Annotated in this window: 20 protein-coding genes and 1 riboswitch; of the genes, 7 read left to right on the top strand and 13 right to left on the bottom strand. The window is 36.5% G+C overall.

Annotation, left to right across the window (positions count from 1 at the left end):
• Nucleotides 1–20: 20 nt before the first annotated feature.
• Both CA730_RS01085 and CA730_RS01080 read left to right on the top strand, forming a co-directional pair.
• A complete protein-coding gene (locus CA730_RS01085) occupies nt 21–833 on the top strand; it encodes a hypothetical protein (RefSeq protein WP_096662894.1) in 813 nt (270 codons plus the stop codon).
• Between the two features lie 57 nt (nt 834–890).
• Nucleotides 891–1,652, top strand: a complete 762-nt coding sequence (locus CA730_RS01080) for an SDR family oxidoreductase (RefSeq protein WP_096662891.1) — start codon at nt 891–893, stop codon at nt 1,650–1,652.
• Between the two features lie 161 nt (nt 1,653–1,813).
• Here the strand turns inward: CA730_RS01080 and CA730_RS01075 are convergent, their stop codons facing one another.
• From CA730_RS01075 to CA730_RS01025, 11 genes are all read right to left on the bottom strand, one after another.
• The gene (locus CA730_RS01075) at nt 1,814–2,824 is read right to left on the bottom strand and encodes an ABC transporter ATP-binding protein (RefSeq protein ID WP_096662888.1); all 1,011 of its coding nucleotides are present in this window, start codon (nt 2,822–2,824) and stop codon (nt 1,814–1,816) included.
• Nucleotides 2,821–3,909 (bottom strand): iron ABC transporter permease, encoded by a 1,089-nt coding sequence (locus tag CA730_RS01070; RefSeq protein WP_096662886.1) that lies wholly within the window; start codon nt 3,907–3,909, stop codon nt 2,821–2,823. The genes CA730_RS01075 and CA730_RS01070 overlap by 4 nt, the downstream gene beginning before the upstream one ends.
• Nucleotides 3,909–5,120 (bottom strand): ABC transporter substrate-binding protein, encoded by a 1,212-nt coding sequence (locus CA730_RS01065; protein WP_172891149.1) that lies wholly within the window; start codon nt 5,118–5,120, stop codon nt 3,909–3,911. The genes CA730_RS01070 and CA730_RS01065 overlap by 1 nt, the downstream gene beginning before the upstream one ends.
• 56 nt (nt 5,121–5,176) lie before the next feature.
• Complete coding sequence (locus tag CA730_RS01060; protein ID WP_053537768.1) at nt 5,177–6,037, bottom strand: (2Fe-2S) ferredoxin domain-containing protein; 861 nt, start codon at nt 6,035–6,037, stop codon at nt 5,177–5,179.
• A 69-nt stretch (nt 6,038–6,106) separates the two neighbouring features.
• On the bottom strand, nt 6,107–8,209 hold the full coding sequence (locus tag CA730_RS01055; RefSeq protein WP_096662882.1) for a TonB-dependent receptor plug domain-containing protein: 2,103 nt from the start codon (nt 8,207–8,209) through the stop codon (nt 6,107–6,109).
• 283 nt (nt 8,210–8,492) lie between these two features.
• Nucleotides 8,493–8,873, bottom strand: a complete 381-nt coding sequence (locus tag CA730_RS01050; RefSeq protein ID WP_053537766.1) for a DUF1636 family protein — start codon at nt 8,871–8,873, stop codon at nt 8,493–8,495.
• A gap of 371 nt (nt 8,874–9,244) precedes the next feature.
• A riboswitch (cobalamin riboswitch) is annotated at nt 9,245–9,386 on the bottom strand.
• A 73-nt stretch (nt 9,387–9,459) separates the two neighbouring features.
• Nucleotides 9,460–9,960 (bottom strand): MbnP family protein, encoded by a 501-nt coding sequence (locus tag CA730_RS01045; protein ID WP_096662880.1) that lies wholly within the window; start codon nt 9,958–9,960, stop codon nt 9,460–9,462.
• Between the two features lie 249 nt (nt 9,961–10,209).
• Nucleotides 10,210–10,356, bottom strand: a complete 147-nt coding sequence (locus tag CA730_RS01040; RefSeq protein ID WP_039204925.1) for a chlorophyll a/b-binding protein — start codon at nt 10,354–10,356, stop codon at nt 10,210–10,212.
• A 48-nt stretch (nt 10,357–10,404) separates the two neighbouring features.
• Complete coding sequence (locus CA730_RS01035; protein ID WP_039204924.1) at nt 10,405–10,617, bottom strand: chlorophyll a/b-binding protein; 213 nt, start codon at nt 10,615–10,617, stop codon at nt 10,405–10,407.
• A 146-nt stretch (nt 10,618–10,763) separates the two neighbouring features.
• Nucleotides 10,764–11,777 carry a cytochrome d ubiquinol oxidase subunit II gene (cydB, locus tag CA730_RS01030; protein ID WP_039204923.1) on the bottom strand — a complete coding sequence of 338 codons (1,014 nt, stop codon included), beginning with the start codon at nt 11,775–11,777 and terminating at the stop codon, nt 10,764–10,766.
• Nucleotides 11,777–13,207 carry a cytochrome ubiquinol oxidase subunit I gene (locus CA730_RS01025; protein WP_039204922.1) on the bottom strand — a complete coding sequence of 477 codons (1,431 nt, stop codon included), beginning with the start codon at nt 13,205–13,207 and terminating at the stop codon, nt 11,777–11,779. The genes cydB and CA730_RS01025 overlap by 1 nt, the downstream gene beginning before the upstream one ends.
• 460 nt (nt 13,208–13,667) lie before the next feature.
• On the opposite strand from CA730_RS01025, the gene CA730_RS01020 reads away from it, so the two are divergent.
• The 4 genes from CA730_RS01020 to CA730_RS01005 are packed head-to-tail and all read left to right on the top strand — an operon-like array spanning nt 13,668 to nt 16,353.
• On the top strand, nt 13,668–14,450 hold the full coding sequence (locus CA730_RS01020; protein WP_096662877.1) for an energy-coupling factor ABC transporter permease: 783 nt from the start codon (nt 13,668–13,670) through the stop codon (nt 14,448–14,450).
• A complete protein-coding gene (locus tag CA730_RS01015; protein WP_039204921.1) occupies nt 14,437–14,739 on the top strand; it encodes an energy-coupling factor ABC transporter substrate-binding protein in 303 nt (100 codons plus the stop codon). Before CA730_RS01020 ends, CA730_RS01015 begins: the two co-directional genes overlap by 14 nt.
• Nucleotides 14,736–15,548 carry a cobalt ECF transporter T component CbiQ gene (gene cbiQ, locus CA730_RS01010; protein WP_096662874.1) on the top strand — a complete coding sequence of 271 codons (813 nt, stop codon included), beginning with the start codon at nt 14,736–14,738 and terminating at the stop codon, nt 15,546–15,548. Before CA730_RS01015 ends, cbiQ begins: the two co-directional genes overlap by 4 nt.
• A complete protein-coding gene (locus CA730_RS01005; RefSeq protein WP_039204917.1) occupies nt 15,523–16,353 on the top strand; it encodes an energy-coupling factor ABC transporter ATP-binding protein in 831 nt (276 codons plus the stop codon). The genes cbiQ and CA730_RS01005 overlap by 26 nt, the downstream gene beginning before the upstream one ends.
• Before the next feature lie 93 nt (nt 16,354–16,446).
• On the opposite strand, the gene feoB is transcribed toward CA730_RS01005, so the two are convergent.
• Nucleotides 16,447–18,246 (bottom strand): ferrous iron transport protein B, encoded by a 1,800-nt coding sequence (feoB, locus tag CA730_RS01000; protein WP_197705481.1) that lies wholly within the window; start codon nt 18,244–18,246, stop codon nt 16,447–16,449.
• Nucleotides 18,243–18,488, bottom strand: a complete 246-nt coding sequence (locus CA730_RS00995; protein WP_096662871.1) for a FeoA family protein — start codon at nt 18,486–18,488, stop codon at nt 18,243–18,245. Before CA730_RS00995 ends, feoB begins: the two co-directional genes overlap by 4 nt.
• A 309-nt stretch (nt 18,489–18,797) precedes the next feature.
• Between CA730_RS00995 and CA730_RS00990 the strand changes: the two genes are divergently transcribed.
• A complete protein-coding gene (locus CA730_RS00990) occupies nt 18,798–20,240 on the top strand; it encodes a cytochrome ubiquinol oxidase subunit I (RefSeq protein WP_096662868.1) in 1,443 nt (480 codons plus the stop codon).
• Nucleotides 20,241–20,243: the final 3 nt, after the last annotated feature.

Genomic DNA, 20,243 nt, shown 5'->3' with positions numbered 1-20,243 from the left:
AAATCAGTAAAATCTTCCTTATGACTAAAATTATCCCCTTATTAATGAAACGTAACAAAACATTAAGCCTTAGTATTTCCCTAATTTCCAGCGTACTAGCAATTGGTTTATCCAGCACTTGGCAATTGGTGCAAGCCGGTCAACCCGCAAATGCTTCTGCTACACTAACTAACCTATTAACACAAATTGATAATGCTGCTAATCAAGGTAATGTGAACGGTGTCATGGAATTTTATAGCCCTAAATTTACTCATGGTGACGGCTTAAATCGCAAAGCAATGGAACAAGCCTTAACAGGACTTTGGAAACGATATCCCAAATTACGTTACACAACCAAGCTAGAATCTTGGAAATCGGAAGGCAATACAATTATTGCGAATACTGTCACCACAATTAGCGGTTTACCAGCATCAGGTAATAATAATTTAACTCTGCAATCTACAATTAAATCGCGGCAAAAAATCGCAGGTGCAAAAATCGTTCAGCAAGATATTCTATCAGAACGGACTCAACTAACCGCTGGTAGTAAACCACCCCAAGTAGAAATTAAATTACCACAACAGGTAAAAGTTGGGGAAAAATATAGTTTTGATGCCATTGTCCAAGAACCATTAGGTGAAGATTTTCTCTTGGGAACAGCCATAGAAGAACCCATTCAAAGCAGTAAACTCCTCAACCCCACAATTGCAAATTTAGAATTTCTCAATTCTGGTGGACTCTTCAAAATAGGACGCGCACCTTCTACTCCCGGACCTCAATGGATTTCCGCTGTAATTCGCCGAGGTGAAGATATGACTATTATTACTCAACGGTTACAGGTGGTTAAGAAGTAATTATTAGTCATTAGTCATTGGTCAAGAGTATACTAACAACGAACAACTGACAACTCTATGCAAAACCAAATTGTTTTCATTACCGGTGCAAGTAGCGGTATTGGCGCTGCTTGTGCGAGAATTTTTGCTCATGCTGGTGCAAAGCTGATTTTAGCCGCACGACGGTGGGAACGGTTACAGCAATTAGCTAATTCATTAGATATTCCATCAGAGAAAATCCATTTATTACAACTTGATGTGTGCGATCGCTTGGCTGTAGAATCAGCTATTACTAACTTACCCTCATCTTGGAAAAATATTGATATTCTCATTAACAATGCCGGTTTAAGTCGCGGTTTAAGTAAATTGCAAGAAGGCGATTTTCAAGACTGGGAAGAAATGATAGATACTAATATCAAAGGTTTACTTTACCTTACCCGTTATATTGTCCCAGGAATGGTAGAACGGAATCATGGTCATGTCATCAATATCGGTTCTATTGCCGGACATCAAACCTATCCTGGTGGTAATGTCTATTGTGGGACAAAAGCCGCCGTTAAAGCCATTTCTGAAGGCTTAAAACAAGACCTTTTAGGAACTCCTGTGAGAGTGACATCTGTAGATCCTGGTATGATAGAAACAGAATTTAGTCAAGTCCGGTTTCATGGTGATACAGAACGAGCTAAAAAGGTGTATGCAGGCGTTAAACCCTTGACTCCTGATGATGTAGCTGATGTGATCTTTTTCTGCGCCACTAGAGCCAGTCACGTTAATATTAACGAAGTCATACTTATGCCAGTTGATCAAGCCAGCGCTACCCTAGTAAATCGGCAGCTTTGAACTCAATCCTCGTTCCCAGTCGGAGTCTAAAACTGTAAAGATCAAAATCCCACAGATTCTTCACTCCTGCCCTTTGCCTCTTGCCATAACGACAATTTTCAATGCGAACCTACTTAAGTAAATTAAAAATAAATAGGGTAATTTTTTGTATAATTACGAATTTAAAAACTTAAAAATTTAATTACTTCATATAAAGAATAATATGTAGACACAGCTTTATATTTCCTGACTTTCCAAAAAACCTCTTGAGGACTAGAAATAACTTCTACTGTAATTTGTGCAGATTTACCACCTTGTAACACTGTAAATCCTACTCTTTCTAAAGCACGAATTGTCCAAATAGTCGCAATATCTTCACCTATCAAATTAACTGTTCCTTTTTCAGGTATATGCAGATTAAATTCCCCAGAAAAAATATTAAATTCTACACCTTCAGTGCGGAAAGCATCAGCAAATATACCATTTAATATCAAATCTTCCGGTGCGCCAACGTGGAGAATACCATTATTTCCTAATAGCCAAATTTTATCAGCAAGACGTAAAGCTAAATCTAAATCATGGGTAGAAAGCAAAATTGCCTGATTTATATCCCTTGCTAATTGACGTAATAATTGCATAATTTCCACCCGACGTGGTAAATCTAAAAATGCTGTAGGTTCATCCAATAGCATCACCATAGGCGACTGTGCTAAAGCTCTAGCAATCATGATTTTTTGTCGTTCACCATCACTTAATTCACTCACATTCCGTTGGGCTAAATTTACCGCCCCCACAGATTTTATCGCCCAATTAATAATCTCTTCATCTTCAGATGATAACTTTCCCCACCAGTCAGTATAAGGATATCTGCCCATACTCACCAAAGCGTAAGCTGATAACATTCCCACATCAATTTTTTCAGTCAATACCAAACTTAAACGTTTTGCTAATTCTTGTGGTGGTAACTTGTAAATATCATTTTCTAAAAGTTTGACTTCCCCAGCAATTGGTGGCTGCATTCCTGCCAGAGTGCGCAATAATGTAGACTTACCCGCACCATTAGGACCAAGTAGACAAACTAATTCTCCTGTTTGCAAAGAGGTAGAAATATTAGATGCAACATTCCGAATAGTTTTCTGGGAAGTCTTATAACCAATAGTTAAATTATGAGTTTCCAGAATTGAGTTACTCATGACGGAAAAGATTTTCTAGAGTTACGTTGTAGAATTACCCAAGTAACAACAGGAGTTCCTATCAAAGCAGTAATAGCATTTAAAGGTAAAACCATTTGATTTATCAGAATTTGGGAAACCAAATCAGCAAATAAAGCTAAAATTGCCCCCATGATTATGACACTAGGAATTAATATCCGATGATCTGAAGTATTAAAAAGACTACGACAAAGATGGGGAATTGCCACACCTAAAAATGCTATCGGACCACAAAAAGCAGTAATCGCTCCCGCTAATATAGAAGCACTGCTAATCACAGAAAATCTGGTTTTTTGGACTGTTAACCCTAAACTGCGTGCATAAGATTCACCTAATAAAAGTGCATTTAAAGATTTTGATTGCAGCACAGCAATTAATAAACCTACACAAATAACTGGAGTTAAAATAGCTAATTGTTGCCAAGTTACCCCAGTAAAACTGCCAAAAGTCCACATTATATAACTTTGAATCCGTTCTTGTGAACTAAATTGTAACAAAATACTTACCATTGCACTTGTCGCATATCCAAATAATAAACCTAAAATTAACAGCGTCATTGTGTCTTGCACACGACGAGAAACAACTAACATCAACCCTAATACTGATGCTGCACCAAAACTTGCCGCTATAACTAAACTAAAATCACCAATCATTCCTAAATCAGTTAATAACGTCGGTACAGTCAAACTTGCTGTCAGTAAAACCAACGCTACTCCTAAACTTGCACCGGAACTAATTCCTAATACAAAAGGACCCGCTAAAGGATTTTTAAATAGAGTTTGCATTTGCAAGCCACTTACCCCTAAAGCTGCACCGGCTAACGTTGCAGTTAAAGCTTTAGGTAGACGAAATTTGAGAATAATATTTGTCCATGTTGTCTTTTCTGCTTCTTGTCCCAGCAAGATATTCATAACCTCATGAATGGGAATATTCACAGCCCCAAATCCTAAATCCAGCAAAAATGCCAAAATTAAACAGATTAGTAAAATTGAAAAAATCAAATATTTCTTATTAATAAATTTCCAGAGTAAAAATTTATTAATAACCTCATGCTTTTTAATTAACATTATTTATTCACTTTTTGATAGTAAAATAGGTTATAATTTGGTAATATTTCTGGATGAAATATTTTAATTAAATCAGATAAAACTACATCAGGGTTACTAATCCCACTTTGCCAGTAATCATTACCACCATTGGGACTAAGGCGAGCATTATTATTATAGAGATTTCCTTTTTTGAAAGCATTAAAATCACCATAACGATTATCTTCAGTCACAACATCTTTTAAACTTAGCCAAGATTGTCTAAGATTCAACCAATAATCAGCATTAGCAGCGCGTTCAAAAACAGCTTCAAAAGATATAGGTAAACTACCAGAAGATTTATCCTCACTCCAGAGATAATTTGCACCTGCATCAGCGAGATATTTGGCTACATAACTATTACCACCTGGTGTGTGCCAAGTCCCTTTAAAATTGAAGCCTACAAACACAGTCGGACGATTTTTAACAGCTTTAGCTTTAGTAGCAATATCTGCGTATTTCTTAGCAATTTCAGCAAATATTTTCTCCGCATCTTCCTCCTTATTAAAAAATAAAGCAGTAAATTTTAACCATTCACTTCTCCCCAGTGGAGTATCTTCCATATATTCAGCATTTATCGCCACCTTTAACCCAGCTTCCAACAACTTAGGAAAACTATCAGTTTGTTGATTTCCAGTACCAAAAGTTGTAACTAACTCAGGATTAAGTTCTAAAACTTTCTCCACATTCACAGTAGAATTATTCCCAACAGATACCACCTTACCAGCCTTAATTCTGTCAATAAAATCTGGTGTAGTTACTTGTTTAATATCACTAACACCGATTAACTTATCAACAACATTTAACTTAGAAAAATGTGGTAAATGAGTTGTAGAAAGAGAAATCACAGAACTTACAGGTGTAGTAAATACTTGGGACTTTTCAAACCCTGGTGGTGTCGGTGTACCGCATTGAACCAAAACATATTTAAAACCTGTTTTAGCATTTTTCCAAGGATTTTTAATCGTCACGACTTTGTAGTTTTTATAATATTCAACTGCAAAGCCGATAGCATGATTAACCTTCACCTTATTGGGAAAATAATCAACATTAGAATCATACTTTTGAACACAGCCATTATCAACTGAACTAACAACCGGACTATTCTGAGAACCTTGACAAGAAACAACCAAAACAGCAACTAAAAACAACTGACATAAAAAGATAATAATCTTAGACTTGCCAAAAATCATCTTCCATATTCCTCTTTGCGCCTCTGCGTGAAAAAATCACCCTACCCAAACACCAACTAAGGATATATATATTCAACAACCTTATTCCCCTCAACCAAATGTTCCTGTACAATTCTTTCTGCAACTTCCGGTTTAACACGACTGTACCAAGTTCTATCAGTAGAATGATAAACAACAGGACCTAACTTACAAACCTGTAAACAACCACTTGTTCTCACTTCCAAATCTAATTCTGCCTTCTCAACAGCAGCCTTTAAAGCCTCAAAAGTAGGTTGCCATTTTCGAGAAGGATAACAACGTCCAGAAGTACAAACTGCAATGTAGGCACATTTGAGAGGATTTTTAGTAAAAGGAATGGGCTTTTTACCTAATACATAAATATCTCTAAGTTCCTGATAAAAATCCAACTTTTTAAAATCAGCCTTACCTTCAGGAAGCAAATTTTCATCTTCCACATAAGGATTAGGTAAAAATATCGTCATAGCCTTTTCACCAGCACCATTCCAAAATTGAATACCCCAACTTCTGGGTTCTCCTTCGGGATTTATCCTTCTATAAAATGCACCCTTATTAATCAAACGTTGCTGTCTTACTTCGATAGAAGTTTCAGCATTAGGTCCACCTAGAGTTTCCTCAATACATAAATGAAAATGCCAATCTCTAGTAATAACAGTTAAATATCCATCATAGAGAACGCATTTTTTAGGTGCTTCGTGAAACTCCAACTCTAAAACACTACCTTGTTCCAAATGTCCTAAACCAACTTGATGCCAATTTTCCTGAAATAAAGTATAAGCTAAACAAGCCAGAACATCACCTTGACAATCAAAAAACTCATATTCAATTTGCCAATCATTTCCCGTAGCTTCAATTGTTTTTTCATTTACTGGTGTTACCCAACAATTAAAATCAGCCATAAAACATCCTCCTTGTATTAAACTCTTGTATTACTCTCTGTGACTCTGCGGCTCTGCGTGAGAAAAATATTAAAAAGTAGAACTTAAACCAACTTGAAAACCTCTACCTCCGTCAGGAAAACCAGGAAACAACTGATAACGCTGATTAAAGAGATTTTCCAAACTACCTGTAACTACCAGTTTATCACTTAAAGGTACACGCAGTTTAAAATCAAAAGTCGTATAACCAGATAAAAATTCTGTATTTGTATTATTAGTAGGATACCCATTTAAGGAATTCATTAGTAAACCCAAATACAAACCTTGAGGATTTTCATAAGAAACTCCCAAATTTAATTTATCTGCACCAGCAAAGCGCAGTTCTTTGTCAATTTCCGCCGCATTAGAACTTTTCAAAATACGTGGATCATTTGCCGTGTAATTAACGAAAGTATAAACGTTTTTGGCCATTTGCAAATTCAAACTAGCCTCAATTCCTGTAGTTTCCACCAGTCCGATATTTTCCCAAGTTCCTGTATTACCATTTACTGGTGGTGTCAGTCGCTTAAAGGCAATTGGATCTGATACGCTATTTTTGAAAAAGGTTAATCTTACTAAACCAATATTACCAAGTTTTTGGTCAATGCCAATATCAAAACTATCACCTCTTTCTGGTTTAAGTTCTGGGTTGCCAATATTACTAGGATTGACATTAAATAAGTTAGCAATGGTGGGAACTCGGAAATTTTTGATGTAATTTGCTCTTAAAGTAGTTGAATCAGAGACAGCAAATTTTGTTCCTACAGATGGAGATGTAACAGAACCATTTACTAAGCTACTAAAGTCTTGACGTAACCCTAAATTAATAGTCAAGTTGGGGATTAATGCTACTTCATATTTGCCAAATAATGCTCCTTGATTAATGTCATTATCATAATTCAATGTTTCTTTATTAGTGGAATAGCTAAAAGAAGTATTCCGAACATTGACAGTGCGATAATCAAAGCCATAAACTAAGCTTTGATTTTTAGCAAAGTTCCAACTATGTGTAGTTTGAATTCCGTAGGAAGTTTGATTAGTCTCAAAGCGACTGGGAGATGAAGATGAACCACTAGGATCAAAACGAGTATTCAAAAAATCACCATAAATTCTTGCTGTTAATAAAGAATTATCCCCACCTCCTAATTTTGAATTCCAGGTTAAATCAGTTAAAACTTGATCTGTGTATTTGCGATTTTTATCTGTAAGTGAATTAAAAAAACCTTGTCCATTGACTGGAAAAGGAATTGGCACTCCTCCTGGTGTTCCTTGTTCTTTATTTAAGTATAAAGTCGAGAAACTGAGGGTATTCCGTTTTCCTAAATCTGCCTCTAATTTGACATTGAAATTATTATAAAGTGCATCATTATTTTTTCGAGTTCCTGTAAAGTTAGCTTCGGGAATAGAAAAAGGATAATTATTTTCAGCTTGGGTACGGTTGTAACCTACAACCCAAGAAATATCACCTTTTTTGCCACTATTTTGAATACTCTGTTGATTGAGTCCGTAAGCACCAAAATTGACTTTTGCTTCTGTGGTAATTTTCTCTGTAGGACGACGGGTGATAATATTAATTACTCCCCCAATTGCATCAGAACCATACAGAGTTGAACCTCCTCCTGGTAATACTTCAATTCTTTGAATATTGTTAGTTGTAAATTCGGAAAGATCAAAACCACCACTTCCGGCATTATTAATTGGTCTACCATCAAGTAATATTAATACTTGACCAGTATTAGAACCACGAATTAATTGACCACTTAAAGCATTAACTTCTGTTCCTACTGTACCATCGCCTAATATACCAGGCAGAAATTTAAGTGCTTCTCTGATAGTTCTCGCACCTTGCGCTTCCATTTCTTCACCCGTAATTACATAAATTGGCCGGGTAGAATCTTTCACTGTTCCTTCCTGACGAAAGGGTGAAAAAACAGGTTCATTTAATAACTTCTCAATGACATCTATTTCAATATCAGCTTCTTTTTCTTCAATATCTGCTGGTGTATTTTGAGTAATTTTCTCTGTGACTGGTTCTTCATGTTGGGGAATTTCTACTCCTATAACTTTGCAATTCTCACACAACATTCCCAAAGTCATAGTCACACTAGACGCAACAATTTGAATTCCCAGTTTCGCAACTAAATTGATAGACATTTTTTACCTAAACACCTGTATAACTAAAAATTTGACCAAGGTAAAAGTTGCAGTCTTTTTCGTTAACTAGCACGGTAATTTACTCAATTACACGGTAAAAAAGAATGCGACAATAAAGAAAAAAGCCGCACTGCACTTGAATGATAATTATAATCATTATCACACAAATGGTAAAAATTGCAATAGCGGCTTGGCATCAATTTAACTAGTCACCAACAGCAAAATACTTTTTATACTGATATCTAGTGAACAATTAACAATAGTTGACGTTTAACTTTGCCACTTATTTTAGTGCAGGTATTTTCGCTAAAATACCTTTTTTCAATGGTTCTGGGCGTTCTGACCAAGGTAGCAAACCATCCGCTTTAGCATAGTATAGACTGGCACATTTTAGTATAGCAAATGTACTATTATCTACGGGTAAATCACCAAAGAGATAGGTTGATTTTCCTGCTGCTGCAAAAGCAACGACACAGGAATGACTGCAAGCACTCATACATTCAACCCCCTGAATGGAGAATTGATTGTGCAATTCACTGTCTGCTGCAAGTTGTTGAAGCTGTTTTAGTAGTTGTTCACCTTTACTTTCACCAACTCGCTTACCGTCTTCCCACTTACCACCACAAGTTGTGCAGACAAATAGATTATGTTTTTGATTGAGCATTGATTTAGAAATGTGTAAGAATCAGTTAAAAATGCAGACATGAAAGTTTTTACAGCAGCAACTTCTCCTGTAAATAAATAATGTTTGAAATCATTCCTTCCCAAGTTAAAAAAGGGCTGATATCAATTGGTGTATTTGATTGAATGGCAAACTGCTATGTCTATTTGAAATTGGCAGAAATCTATTGAAGATAGCAGTAAGCGTCAGTCATATATGCTTTCCGTCTTCTTGAATAAAAGGTTGTAAAAAATTAAATTGACTGTTGATTGTCTCAGAGTAATAGACAATCTGTAGAGAATCTCTGAAGCTAAAATGATTACTTTTGATGGAATATTCATGATTTTACTCATCTGTACCACGCAGATGGATATGAGTTGATTTTACTTTCGGCGGGCATTCTGACTTAGAGAGATAAATCTCATTACAGCTGCGGGACAGCGTTGGATTTACACCAAACTTTCCCCCTTGCGTTTAATGGTTTTTGCCATTAAAACCGACGTTGAGGACAAACATACAATAATTATCGTTTATTGTCAATGGGAGTGGTAGGATAATTTTATTTAAGTCTTGCTGAATTGAACTGCAATTACAAAAGATTGTCGTTAAATATAGCAATTACGACATTTTTATTAACATCAAACTTGGTAAAAATGACTTTTGAGGCATTCAAATTACTACAAGTTGATGGTTTTTGAATTCCCTCAATTGCTTGACAACAAGTGCTACCTAAATGAATCGATAAACCCTGAGATTTTTCACTTTTTTCACCATGCTTTACCTGAGAATCGTGAGTTTGGGTTTTCCAATCCAAACGAGCAAATTTATAGCCAAATAGCCAATTCCACCATAAAGAAGTCAGATTTAATGGAGATGGTGCAGTGACAGAATCAGCATGATTAAGATTGACAGGAACACCTAAAGTAAATTGTAAGCCTTGATAAGGTTGTTTACCCACTCTTCCTTGAAAATTAATTGTTACTTCTTGGGTATTAGTAGTTTGAGCTACAGTTTTGGTAACACCACCAAAATTTCCAGCCAGAATAATTCCTGCTATTGTGGCAGATGTTAATAATAATTGCCGTTTCATGGTTATTTGTATAAATACACGAATTTAGTCTGAAGTAGTCGTACCTTTACCAGACTCAATTTTCAGTTAAATAAATCACTAAGTCAAAAGACAAGTTGTCAAACTTGATTTTTAATATGATTGGTTGCTATAAATTACTGAATCTTTAAATCAAAAGAAGTCTTAGTTTCAAAAACCAAGACTCCATTTGAGATTACTTAATATTTTCCTAATTTAATTGATGTTTTATCTGTTGATTCAAGAACTGATTTACAGGCTTGTCAACCATCCAATCAAGCCATTTCCTGTAATCGCTTCTACAGCTATGAGTGAGACAAAGCCAATCATGGCTAAACGTCCATTCAGCTTTTCTGCGTATTCTGTGAAACCTACTCTTGGTGTTTGGTCTACTTTCATGATTTTCCTACTTTAATTAATGTTTTGTCTGTTGATTCAAGAACTGATTTACAGGTTTGTTAACCATGCAATCAAGCCATTTCCAGTAATCGCTTCTACAGCTATGAGTGAGACAAAGCCAATCATGGCTAAACGTCCGTTGAGCTTTTCTGCGTATTCTGTAAAACCTACTCTTGGGGTTTCGTCTACATATACTTTGGGTTCAATCGCAAAGCTGTTGAGTTGACCGAGTTCGTTGGTGGTAAAGCCTTTAGCTGTCATGTTTTTTTCCTTTTTGTTCTCTTATGTAAATAAATATAACATTTTGTAAATATATTTTGCAAGGGGTTGACACGATAAAAAAATACGGTATACTGTACAAAGTCTGTCGGGTATACCGTATAATCAAGTTCAGTTAGAATGCGATATTATTCGCCGTAATGACTACTAACTACTTTGCCTCGAAATACCCTATATAGATAGGCATTATAGAACAGCATAATCGGTACAAAAAAGCCAATGAAGGTAATCATCAAAACTTGAGAACTAAAGGAAGAAGCTGCCTCAAAAATGGTGATTTGGGTGGGAATAATGTAAGGAAAGATGACAAAAGCTAAACCCACAGTTGTAATTAAGAAGACCACAACTGCCCAAATAAAAGGTGTCATTTCCTGACGAGCGTTGATGCTGTAAATTAATCTGCTAACTGCTAAAAGAGCCAGTATAGGAATTAACGCAAAGATAAATACTTCTGGTTGATGAAACAAGCGATCGCGTATATTTTCATAGTACACGGGAACAGCAGCAGTAATCAAAATTGCTCCAATAACTGTCGCCCAAGTTGATAATAAAGCTGTGCGATAATAGGTTTTTTGTAGTTCACCTTCTGTCTTGATAATTAGATAGGTTGCACCAATCATCACATAGCCTTGCATGACAGTTAAAGCTACTAGAATTGATGGCAAATTTAACCAATCCCAAATCCCACCAATAAACGCACCTGTACTATCAACTTTGATTCCAGCTAAAACCCCACCCAGAATTAATCCTTGGGATAAAGTAGCTAATAAACTACCACCAGCAAAGGCAAAACTCCAAAAAGTTTTATTGTGGGAATGTTCTCTAAATTCAAATGCCACCGCCCGCAAAATAAATCCAATTACCATGCAGGTGATTGGAATATACAGAGCATGAACAATTGTGGCATAAGCCAGAGGAAAAGCCCCAAATAAAGCTCCTCCAGTACACACTAACCAAGTTTCATTAGCGTCCCAAACACTACTTAAAGTGTTAATTAAAATGCCTTTTTCTTCCTCATTTTTTCTCCTGAAAGTTAAAATCCCTACTCCTAAATCAAAACCATCAGTAATCAAATAAATGGAGAGAAATAAGGCGATAATACCAAACCAAACTATCGGTAATATTCGTTCCAATGTGTCCATTAAACCTCTCCTTTCTGAATTTTAGTTCCTACAACTTCACCCACAAATTCTCTTTCATTACTACCTGTTGGTAGTGGTAATTCCAAATTTGGACCTTGGCGAACAATGCGACTACCAAAGTACAAAGCAGAACTAAATAACAGCAAATAAATAACTGTATAGGCTATTAATGAAGTGAGAACCGTATTTGCTGGAAGATGAGAAACTGCATCTGCTGTTCTAATTTTTCCGTAGACAGTCCAAGGTTGTCTTCCCACTTCTCGCACTATCCAACCAAACTCCACAGCCATATATCCTAAAGGTGCGGCAAATACCCAACCTCGCATCAACCAACGTTGTTTAGTGATATTTTCTATGGCAAGTTTACCGCGTAACCATTGAATAACACTGAACAACATTAATCCACATAAAAAGAAGCCAATTCCTACCATGATACGGAAAGAATAGAAAATAAGACTGATAGCATGAGGTCTATCTTGTGGTTGCCATTCTTTTAAACCTTTCACTGGTTCAGAAAGAGTAGGTTTCATTTCTAAGATGTAACTCAAAGCATGAGGAATATTAACTTCCCAATGATTTTTCTCTCCAGTTATATCAGGTGCAACTAACGCTGTCCAAGGTGCAGATTTTCCGGCGGGAATAGTATCCCAAATTGCTTCTATCGCGGCTAATTTTGTGGGTTGGTTGTGATAAACTTCTTCACCACTGATATGACCAACAAATAGTTGTAAAGGAGTGACAAAAATAGCTAAAGCTAAAGCCAATTTGAAAGATGTACTAAAGAAAGCATGATGGCGATTCTTGAGAATATACCAGGCACTAATTCCGCCAATTACAAATAGTGCAGTTTCTAAAATCGCCAAAACCATGTGAAACCAACTATTTAATGCGGCTGGATTAAAAATGGCTTCGATAAAATCATGGACGATGAATTTACCATTCACCATTTCACCACCAGCAGGTGTTTGCATCCAAGAATTAGCGACAATAATCCAAAAAGAAGATAGACTTGCACCGACAAAAACCATGATTGTTGATAGCAAATGTAACCAACTAGGTACACGATGCCAACCAGAAATCATAATGCCTAAAAAGGCAGCTTCTAGCATGAATGCCATTGTGCCTTCAAAGCCTAAAATTGTGCCGAAAAAGTCACCAACAGCTACAGAAAATGGAGACCAATTAGCACCAAATTCAAATTCTAAAGCAACTCCTGATGCGACTCCACACCCAAAATTAAGAATGTAGATTTTTGACCAGAAACGCGCATGACGGTAGTAATCAGGGTTTTTTGTGAGCAACCAGAGAATTTCTACTACTACCAAATAACCCGCCATGCCGATGGTTAAGACAGGCCATAACATATGAAATATGCTAGTCACGGCAAATTGTATGCGTGACAATATAATGGGGTCTGACAAAAATCCCATAACTACCTTTTTGTGAATAAACAAAATTTTAGGGCGATGAGTTGTAGATATAGCCCGTATCTCTATTTATGACTTTTTTTATTATTTCGTCAAAAGACACTTTGTCAGAGTTAAAATAAATAGATTAATTCTATTTATTTTGTATATAAACTATCTTAATTAGTGGTTATATTTGTTAGCAATAATACTTTTATTTCATGCCATAAATGTTGAATTATATTATTGTTAGTAGTTTTTTCTGTCTAACTCTGGGGTAAGTCCGGGTTTAACTATAGTACTATAGTCAATACCAGGTAAATATCTTATTTGACAGCTTGTCTTTTGACAAACTGACTCTATGAAGTAAATAATCCTACCTGGAGACTTGGGACGTAATATCTCTAGTTATTTTTTCGTAGAATGTGGGGGGATGCCCGCCGATAAGAAAAAAAAGACGTTTATATAAATCTGCGAGGTACAGATGATATCTAGAAAAAAACCGGGGTTAGTTAGTCTAATCCTCATAGCTGTTATTAGTTTTTACTTAGTAGTTAATTTTCCCAAACCTGCTTACGCAATGCACATTATGGAAGGTTTTTTACCTGTGCAATGGGCTATTTTTTGGTGGGTTGTGTCACTACCATTTTTTGTTTTAGGGTTGCGGAGTCTGACTCGCATTACCCAAGCTAAACCGGAATTGAAACTTTTGTTAGGTTTGGCTGGTGCTTTTACTTTTGTCCTGTCAGCGTTAAAAATTCCCTCTGTCACAGGTAGCTGTTCTCACCCCACAGGAACAGGTTTGGGTGCGGTGTTATTTGGACCTTTGACTATGACAGTTTTGGGTAGTTTGGTATTGTTATTTCAAGCTTTGTTATTGGCACATGGCGGTTTAACTACTTTGGGTGCAAATACTTTTTCAATGGCGATCGCTGGACCATTTGCCGCCTACTGGATCTATAATCTCACAATGGGGCTGAGTGGTAAACAAAGAATCGCCATATTTTTAGCCGCCGCATTGGCAGATTTACTTACTTACATTATCACTTCAATCCAACTTGCTTTGGCTTTTCCTGCACCTGTGGGTGGATTTATCGCTTCATTGATTAAGTTCGCGGGAATTTTTGCTATTACTCAAGTACCCTTAGCAATTAGTGAAGGATTATTGACTGTTTTGGTGTGGAACTGGCTGCAATCTTATAATCCTCAAGAATTGGAACTTTTACGATTAATCAAGGGTAAAAATCAAAGTCATGAATCAATCTAAAACAACCTTAAATAACTGGTTTTTAATATTAGCCGTTTTAGCTTTAGCCGTTGCACCTTTAATATTTGTCCGCGGAGCAGAATTTAGTGGTGCAGATGGTGAAGCAGAAAAAGCTATTACAGAAATCCAACCTGAATACAAACCTTGGTTTAAATCATTTTTTGAACCAGCTAGTAGTGAAATTGAAAGCTTATTATTCGCATCGCAAGCGGCTTTAGGTGCGGGAGTAGTTGGTTATGCAATTGGTGTATATAAAGGACGTTCCCAGCAACAAAAACGTGAAGAATGAGTCTACAATTAGATACTTTAGCTTATACCAATCAACTGCGAAAATTACCACCAGAACATAAACTAATTTTTGCATTTACGACTCTGATTATTTCTCTTTGTAGTCATCCCTTAGTACAAATTTTAATGGTACTTTGGATGACTGTTTGGATAGTAATCTATGCAAGGATTCCGGCTGGTGTTTATTTGCGATTGTTAATGTTTACCATAGTTTTCTGTTTGACAAGTTTACCAGCATTAATAGTAAATGGAGTTGCAATTACTAATTTGCAAATCGTCCAATTAGATTCATGGTATGGACTGACTTTTGGGCAGTTATATATTTATGTTAGCCGTAGTGGTAGCATTCAAGCATGGGGAATTTTAACTAGAGCAATAGCTTCTACATCTTGTTTATATTTTCTCATGTTAACTGTACCTTTCACAGAAATATTACAAACTTTACGTTGGTTGAAATTTCCAGCACTTTTAACCGATTTATTATTACTAATGTATCGGTTTATTTTCATTTTGCTTAAAACAGCTAATGAATTATTAACAGCACAAAATTCTCGTGGTGGCTACCGCACTTGGTATACTAGCATGAAAAGTTTAGTATTATTAATCGGACAATTATTACAGCGAACCTTACAACAATATAGTCAGTTTTCCCTGGGATTACAAGCACGAGGTTTTGCTGGTGAATTACGATTTTGGCATCCCCGCCGCTATCATTCATCTCCACGATATACCATTGAAGCAATTTGTGGCTGTGTAGTATTAATAGGATTAGAAATTTGCCGAAATGCAGGAATATTTACTCGAATTTGAGCAAGTATATTACACCTATCCAGGTTCAGAAAGGCTACAGCAACCAGCTTTGAATGGTTTAACAATGAGGATTCCCTATGGGAAAAAATGTGCCTTAATTGGTCAAAATGGTTGTGGTAAAACCACCCTTTTCTTATTAGCCAATGGTTTATATAAACCTAATTCTGGTACTATTAGTTGGTGTGGAAAACCGTTAATTTATAATCGTCATTATTTAAGTCAAATTAGGCAAAAAGTCGGTTTAGTATTTCAAGATCCAGAACAACAATTAGTAGCTTCTACAGTTGAAGAAGATATTTCTTATGGTTTGTGTAATTTAGGTTTACCCACAGTAGAAATTAAACAGCGAGTAGAACAGGTATTAAGTGAATTTCAACTAACTAATTTAGCAGAAACACCAGTACATCATCTCAGTTTAGGACAGAAAAAACGAGTTTCTATTGCTGATGTTATGGTATTACAACCGCAACTTTTAATATTAGATGAACCAACGGCATATTTAGATATTAAACATACTCGTAATCTGATGAAAACTCTCAAGGACATTCATCAACATGGTAAGACTTTATTAATAGCAACCCACGATTTAGATTTAGTCTATCGCTGGGCAGATTGGGTTTTTGTCATGGATAAAGGACAATTGATGCTAGAAGGAACACCAGAAGATGTATTTAGCCAAAAGACACTTTTGGAGGAATTAGAATTGGGTATACCATTAATATATGAAATGTTAGTTAATGGTTTATCTCCTGAAGAAGGAATAATTATAGAACGAGTCCGACAACAAATATTAGAAGATGGTTGAAAATTTAGCTAACCGTAATATATTTTTGTAGATAAATTGTAGGTTGGGTTAAGCGACATAGCAACCCAACAAAATTCCGAAAATGTTGAAAAATTAAAATCCTAAAGCCCTCGCACTTTGATAGAAAATAAAACTTGTTACCCAAGCTAAACCAACAGACCAAGCCACCGATATAACTGCAAATTTCCAACTTTTAGATTCACTTTTGAGGACGGCAACAGTTGACAAACAAGGAACATAAAGGAGAGTAAATAACATGAAACTATAAGCCTGTACCCAATCTATTTGATGGGCGATCGCACCCATTAAATCTGCCCCCTCAGACTTACCATAAATGACCGCTAAACCACCTAAAACAATTTCTTTAGCAATAAAGCCAAAAATCAGTGCCACAGCCAATTGAGGATTAATTCCAATGGGTGCTAATAATGGTTGTGTGGCTTGACCAATCATTCCTGATAATGTTTGGGAACTGGCAATTGGGACACCAAAAGGCAAATTATTTAATAACCAAATAGCCACCACACCAAAGATAATAAACCGATTTGACCACTTTAAAAAATGCCTAATTTCTCCCCAAGCACGTAACCACATTTGCTTGATGGTGGGAAAGCGATAAGGTGGTAATTCTAATACCAATGGTTCTTTATTCGGATATCTGCCTCTAAACAAAAATGCCGTCAAGATAGCTGCGACAAAACTAAATAAATACAAACTAAATAAAACTACAGGTGCAATGTGAGGAGAAAATAAAGCTGTAGTCATGAAAATAAATACATTCAGTCGCGCTGAACACAAAGAAAAGGGAATGACGAGCATGGAAAGCATTCGCAAACCAGGGGAACGCATGACTCTTGTCCCCATAATTGCGGGAACATTACAGCCAAATCCCATTAATGACATCACAAAAGAACGACCATCTAATCCCAGTCGTTCCATAAAAGCATCCATCAAAAATGCCGAGCGTGATAAATATCCGCTATCCTCAACAATAGCCATGCAGAAGAAAAATAACAAAATTACGGGGATAAAAGCCGCAACTGTTCCCATACCACCATAAATACCGTCAATTAGGAAACCTTTCAAAAACGGTGGTAAACCCCCTAATAGTGGTTCTAATGCTGCTACTTTAAACCAGTCCAGGATATTTCCCAAAAACTCTTGCATAGGTGTTCCCAAGGCATATACTACCTGGAACATCAAAAACATGGTTGCAAAAAACAGCGGTAAGCCGAAAACTGGATGTAAGAGAATTCTATCTAAGCGTGTTGTTAGGTTTTCCTGAACTTGTGCTGGAGTATAAACTGCATCTTGTAATAAACTGCTCATTTCTGAGGTGATTTTACTATCGCACGCAGAACACTGTTCTAAAGAACCTGCTGTGATTGCTTCTTCCTGTTGCTGGAGACTATGAGCGATCGCTTTTACTGCTTCATCATAACCATTACCATACTTAGCACTAATGGGCAATACTGGTATTCCCAGATGCTTGGCTATTTTATCAGGCTCAACTTTTACCCCAAATTTTGGGGCTTCATCTGCCATATTCAGTAATAATACTGCGGGAAGATGTAAATGTTTTATCTGTAAAGCTAGACTAATTTGGCGGTCAATTTGAGTAGCATTGAGAATTATTATTATTAAATGTACTGGTGTACTTTCCAGAAACCGCCGCACCACAGCCTCATCTTCCGAAAAACCCCGTAAATCGTAAATTCCCGGCAAATCTACTACCTCGGCTTCTTCCTCACCAAGTTTGATTTTTGCCATCATCAAATCTACTGTCATCCCTGGCCAGTTGCCGATACTAGCATTAGCGCCTGTAAAACGGTTAAAAAATGTGGATTTGCCAGTGTTTGGCATTCCTAAAACCGCAATCTGTTTGATAGTCATGCTTTTACACTCACATTTGTAACTTCTATTTCTCTAGCTTCCCGACAACGTAGCATCACTTCTGTTGTGCCAATGCGAACATGAAGTGGTCCAGAAAGCCATCCCCGACGTAGCATCACAACTTGTCTACCGGTGCGGAAACCCATTGCTAGAAGGCGTTGGTGTAATCCAGGTTCACTATGCAATTGGGAAATTGTGGCAATTTGACCAGGCTGTAACAAGCCGAGATGATTTTTTACCATTATTTAGAAATAATTCTCAGTTGTATTGAGAGTAATTATCAATATAATCTCATGTTTTTACAAAAATATTAAAATTATCTCAAAAGATTTATTCTGTACTGTTATATTTTAGGTTAGTTTTGATATGGGTATCTTTGCAGTTAATACCTTTGCATAGAACAAGTATAAAACGACCGATTGTCAAACCTTAAACGACCGATTGTCAAACATTTCAAAGCTTAAAACTTTTGGAAGTAATATAATGTAAACAAATATTAATGTGTATCCTGAATAGGTATTTAGCCCTTTTGCGTAACTCCCTTAAAGAGTATGGAAATTTTATCTAATACCGTCGCGTTATCACGGTTGCAATTTGCATTTACGGCGATTTTCCACATGATTTGGCCTGTTCTGACTACAGGTATGTCTATCTACTTAATTGTCGTCGAAGGACTCTGGTTAAAAACCAAAAACCCTACTTATTATCATCATGCTCGTTTTTGGTCAAAACTGTATTTACTAAACTTTGGAATTGGTGTTGCATCAGGTTTACCAATGGGTTTTCAGTTTGGGACTAACTGGGCCCCACTATCAGAAGCGGTAGGAGATTTCTTAGGTAGTATTCTGGGATTTGAAGGCTCAATGGCATTTATGTTAGAGGCTTCTTTTTTAGGAATTATGATGTTTGGTTGGGAGCGAGTTCCTCCCGTAATTCACTATTTAGCGACTATTCTTGTGGCTTTTGGTGCGAATCTTTCCACATTCTGGATTTTAGTTGCTAATTCATGGTTTCAAACTCCTAGTGGTGGACAAATGGTGAATGGTAAGTTTATTGTTGATGACTATTTTCAAGCAATTTTAAATCCTTTCATGGTGAATAGTGTTCTCCATATGTTCTTGGCAACGTTGGAGACTTCTTTATTTGTCATTGGGGGAATTAGTGCTTGGTATATTCTCAATAATCGCTATCAAGAATTTTTTAGCAAATCATTTAAAATAGTTTTAGCAATATCTATTTTTGTCGCTCCTGTACAAGTATTAATTGGTCATGCTAGTGGTGATCAAGTTTATCACTATCAACCAACTAAATTAGCAGCAATAGAAGCCCAATGGGAAACAATTCCCGCTGGAGAATCTGCAAATTGGAGTATATTAGCATCTCCTAATGGCAAAGCGGAAAAAAATGATTGGGAAATTTCTATTCCTAATGGTTTAAGTTACATTTTAGAACTCAAACCTAAACTTTCTGATCCTGTTTTGGGACTCAAAGAATGGAAACCAGAAAACCGTCCACCAATGATTCCTTTAATTTTCTATTCTTTCCGAATCATGGCGGGAATCGGATTTTTCTTAGTCGGATTAATGCTGTGGAGTATCCTTCAATGGCTTAGAGGTAAACTGAATGCCAATAATATCAATCAGCAAAAATGGTTGTTACGGGCTTGGATTTTAGCTGCACCTTTAGGCTATCTAGCAATTGAATCAGGCTGGATTGTGCGCTGTGTAGGAAGACAACCTTGGACAGTATATGGGCAAATTCGTACTACTGATGCAGCTTCTCATTTAGAACCAAGTGAAGTGTTATTTTCACTCTCAGTTATTGCCCTTCTTTACAGCGTTTTGTTTGTCTCAGCCATGTTTTTTGGTAGCCGCATTATTCGCAAAGGACCAGATTTAACTTTACCAATACCTGGAGGTGAGATCAAAACAGTAATTGCTACTGAATCTGTGAGTCATATTCCCGATAGTCGTCCTCTGGAAACGCCACAATAGGAA

The organism is Dolichospermum compactum NIES-806, assembly GCF_002368115.1.
GTDB lineage: Bacteria > Cyanobacteriota > Cyanobacteriia > Cyanobacteriales > Nostocaceae > Dolichospermum > Dolichospermum compactum.
This window is presented reverse-complemented; position numbering and strand designations above follow the sequence as displayed.

Excerpts from the sequence above, each read along its gene's own strand:
- CA730_RS01080 (WP_096662891.1), top strand. The coding sequence starts at position 891 with ATGCAAAACCAAATTGTTTTCATTACCGGTGCAAGTAGCGGTATTGGC.
- CA730_RS01025 (WP_039204922.1), bottom strand. The coding sequence starts at position 13,207 with ATGGGATTTTTGTCAGACCCCATTATATTGTCACGCATACAATTTGCC.
- CA730_RS01015 (WP_039204921.1), top strand. The coding sequence starts at position 14,437 with ATGAATCAATCTAAAACAACCTTAAATAACTGGTTTTTAATATTAGCC.
- CA730_RS01040 (WP_039204925.1), bottom strand. The coding sequence starts at position 10,356 with ATGAAAGTAGACCAAACACCAAGAGTAGGTTTCACAGAATACGCAGAA.
- CA730_RS01045 (WP_096662880.1), bottom strand. The coding sequence starts at position 9,960 with ATGAAACGGCAATTATTATTAACATCTGCCACAATAGCAGGAATTATT.
- feoB (WP_197705481.1), bottom strand. The coding sequence starts at position 18,246 with ATGACTATCAAACAGATTGCGGTTTTAGGAATGCCAAACACTGGCAAA.
- CA730_RS01075 (WP_096662888.1), bottom strand. The coding sequence starts at position 2,824 with ATGAGTAACTCAATTCTGGAAACTCATAATTTAACTATTGGTTATAAG.
- CA730_RS01065 (WP_172891149.1), bottom strand. The coding sequence starts at position 5,120 with ATGATTTTTGGCAAGTCTAAGATTATTATCTTTTTATGTCAGTTGTTT.
- CA730_RS01055 (WP_096662882.1), bottom strand. The coding sequence starts at position 8,209 with ATGTCTATCAATTTAGTTGCGAAACTGGGAATTCAAATTGTTGCGTCT.
- cbiQ (WP_096662874.1), top strand. The coding sequence starts at position 14,736 with ATGAGTCTACAATTAGATACTTTAGCTTATACCAATCAACTGCGAAAA.
- CA730_RS01060 (WP_053537768.1), bottom strand. The coding sequence starts at position 6,037 with ATGGCTGATTTTAATTGTTGGGTAACACCAGTAAATGAAAAAACAATT.
- CA730_RS01020 (WP_096662877.1), top strand. The coding sequence starts at position 13,668 with ATGATATCTAGAAAAAAACCGGGGTTAGTTAGTCTAATCCTCATAGCT.
- CA730_RS01070 (WP_096662886.1), bottom strand. The coding sequence starts at position 3,909 with ATGTTAATTAAAAAGCATGAGGTTATTAATAAATTTTTACTCTGGAAA.
- cydB (WP_039204923.1), bottom strand. The coding sequence starts at position 11,777 with ATGGACACATTGGAACGAATATTACCGATAGTTTGGTTTGGTATTATC.
- CA730_RS01035 (WP_039204924.1), bottom strand. The coding sequence starts at position 10,617 with ATGACAGCTAAAGGCTTTACCACCAACGAACTCGGTCAACTCAACAGC.
- CA730_RS01005 (WP_039204917.1), top strand. The coding sequence starts at position 15,523 with ATGCAGGAATATTTACTCGAATTTGAGCAAGTATATTACACCTATCCA.
- CA730_RS00995 (WP_096662871.1), bottom strand. The coding sequence starts at position 18,488 with ATGGTAAAAAATCATCTCGGCTTGTTACAGCCTGGTCAAATTGCCACA.
- CA730_RS01050 (WP_053537766.1), bottom strand. The coding sequence starts at position 8,873 with ATGCTCAATCAAAAACATAATCTATTTGTCTGCACAACTTGTGGTGGT.
- CA730_RS01085 (WP_096662894.1), top strand. The coding sequence starts at position 21 with ATGACTAAAATTATCCCCTTATTAATGAAACGTAACAAAACATTAAGC.
- CA730_RS00990 (WP_096662868.1), top strand. The coding sequence starts at position 18,798 with ATGGAAATTTTATCTAATACCGTCGCGTTATCACGGTTGCAATTTGCA.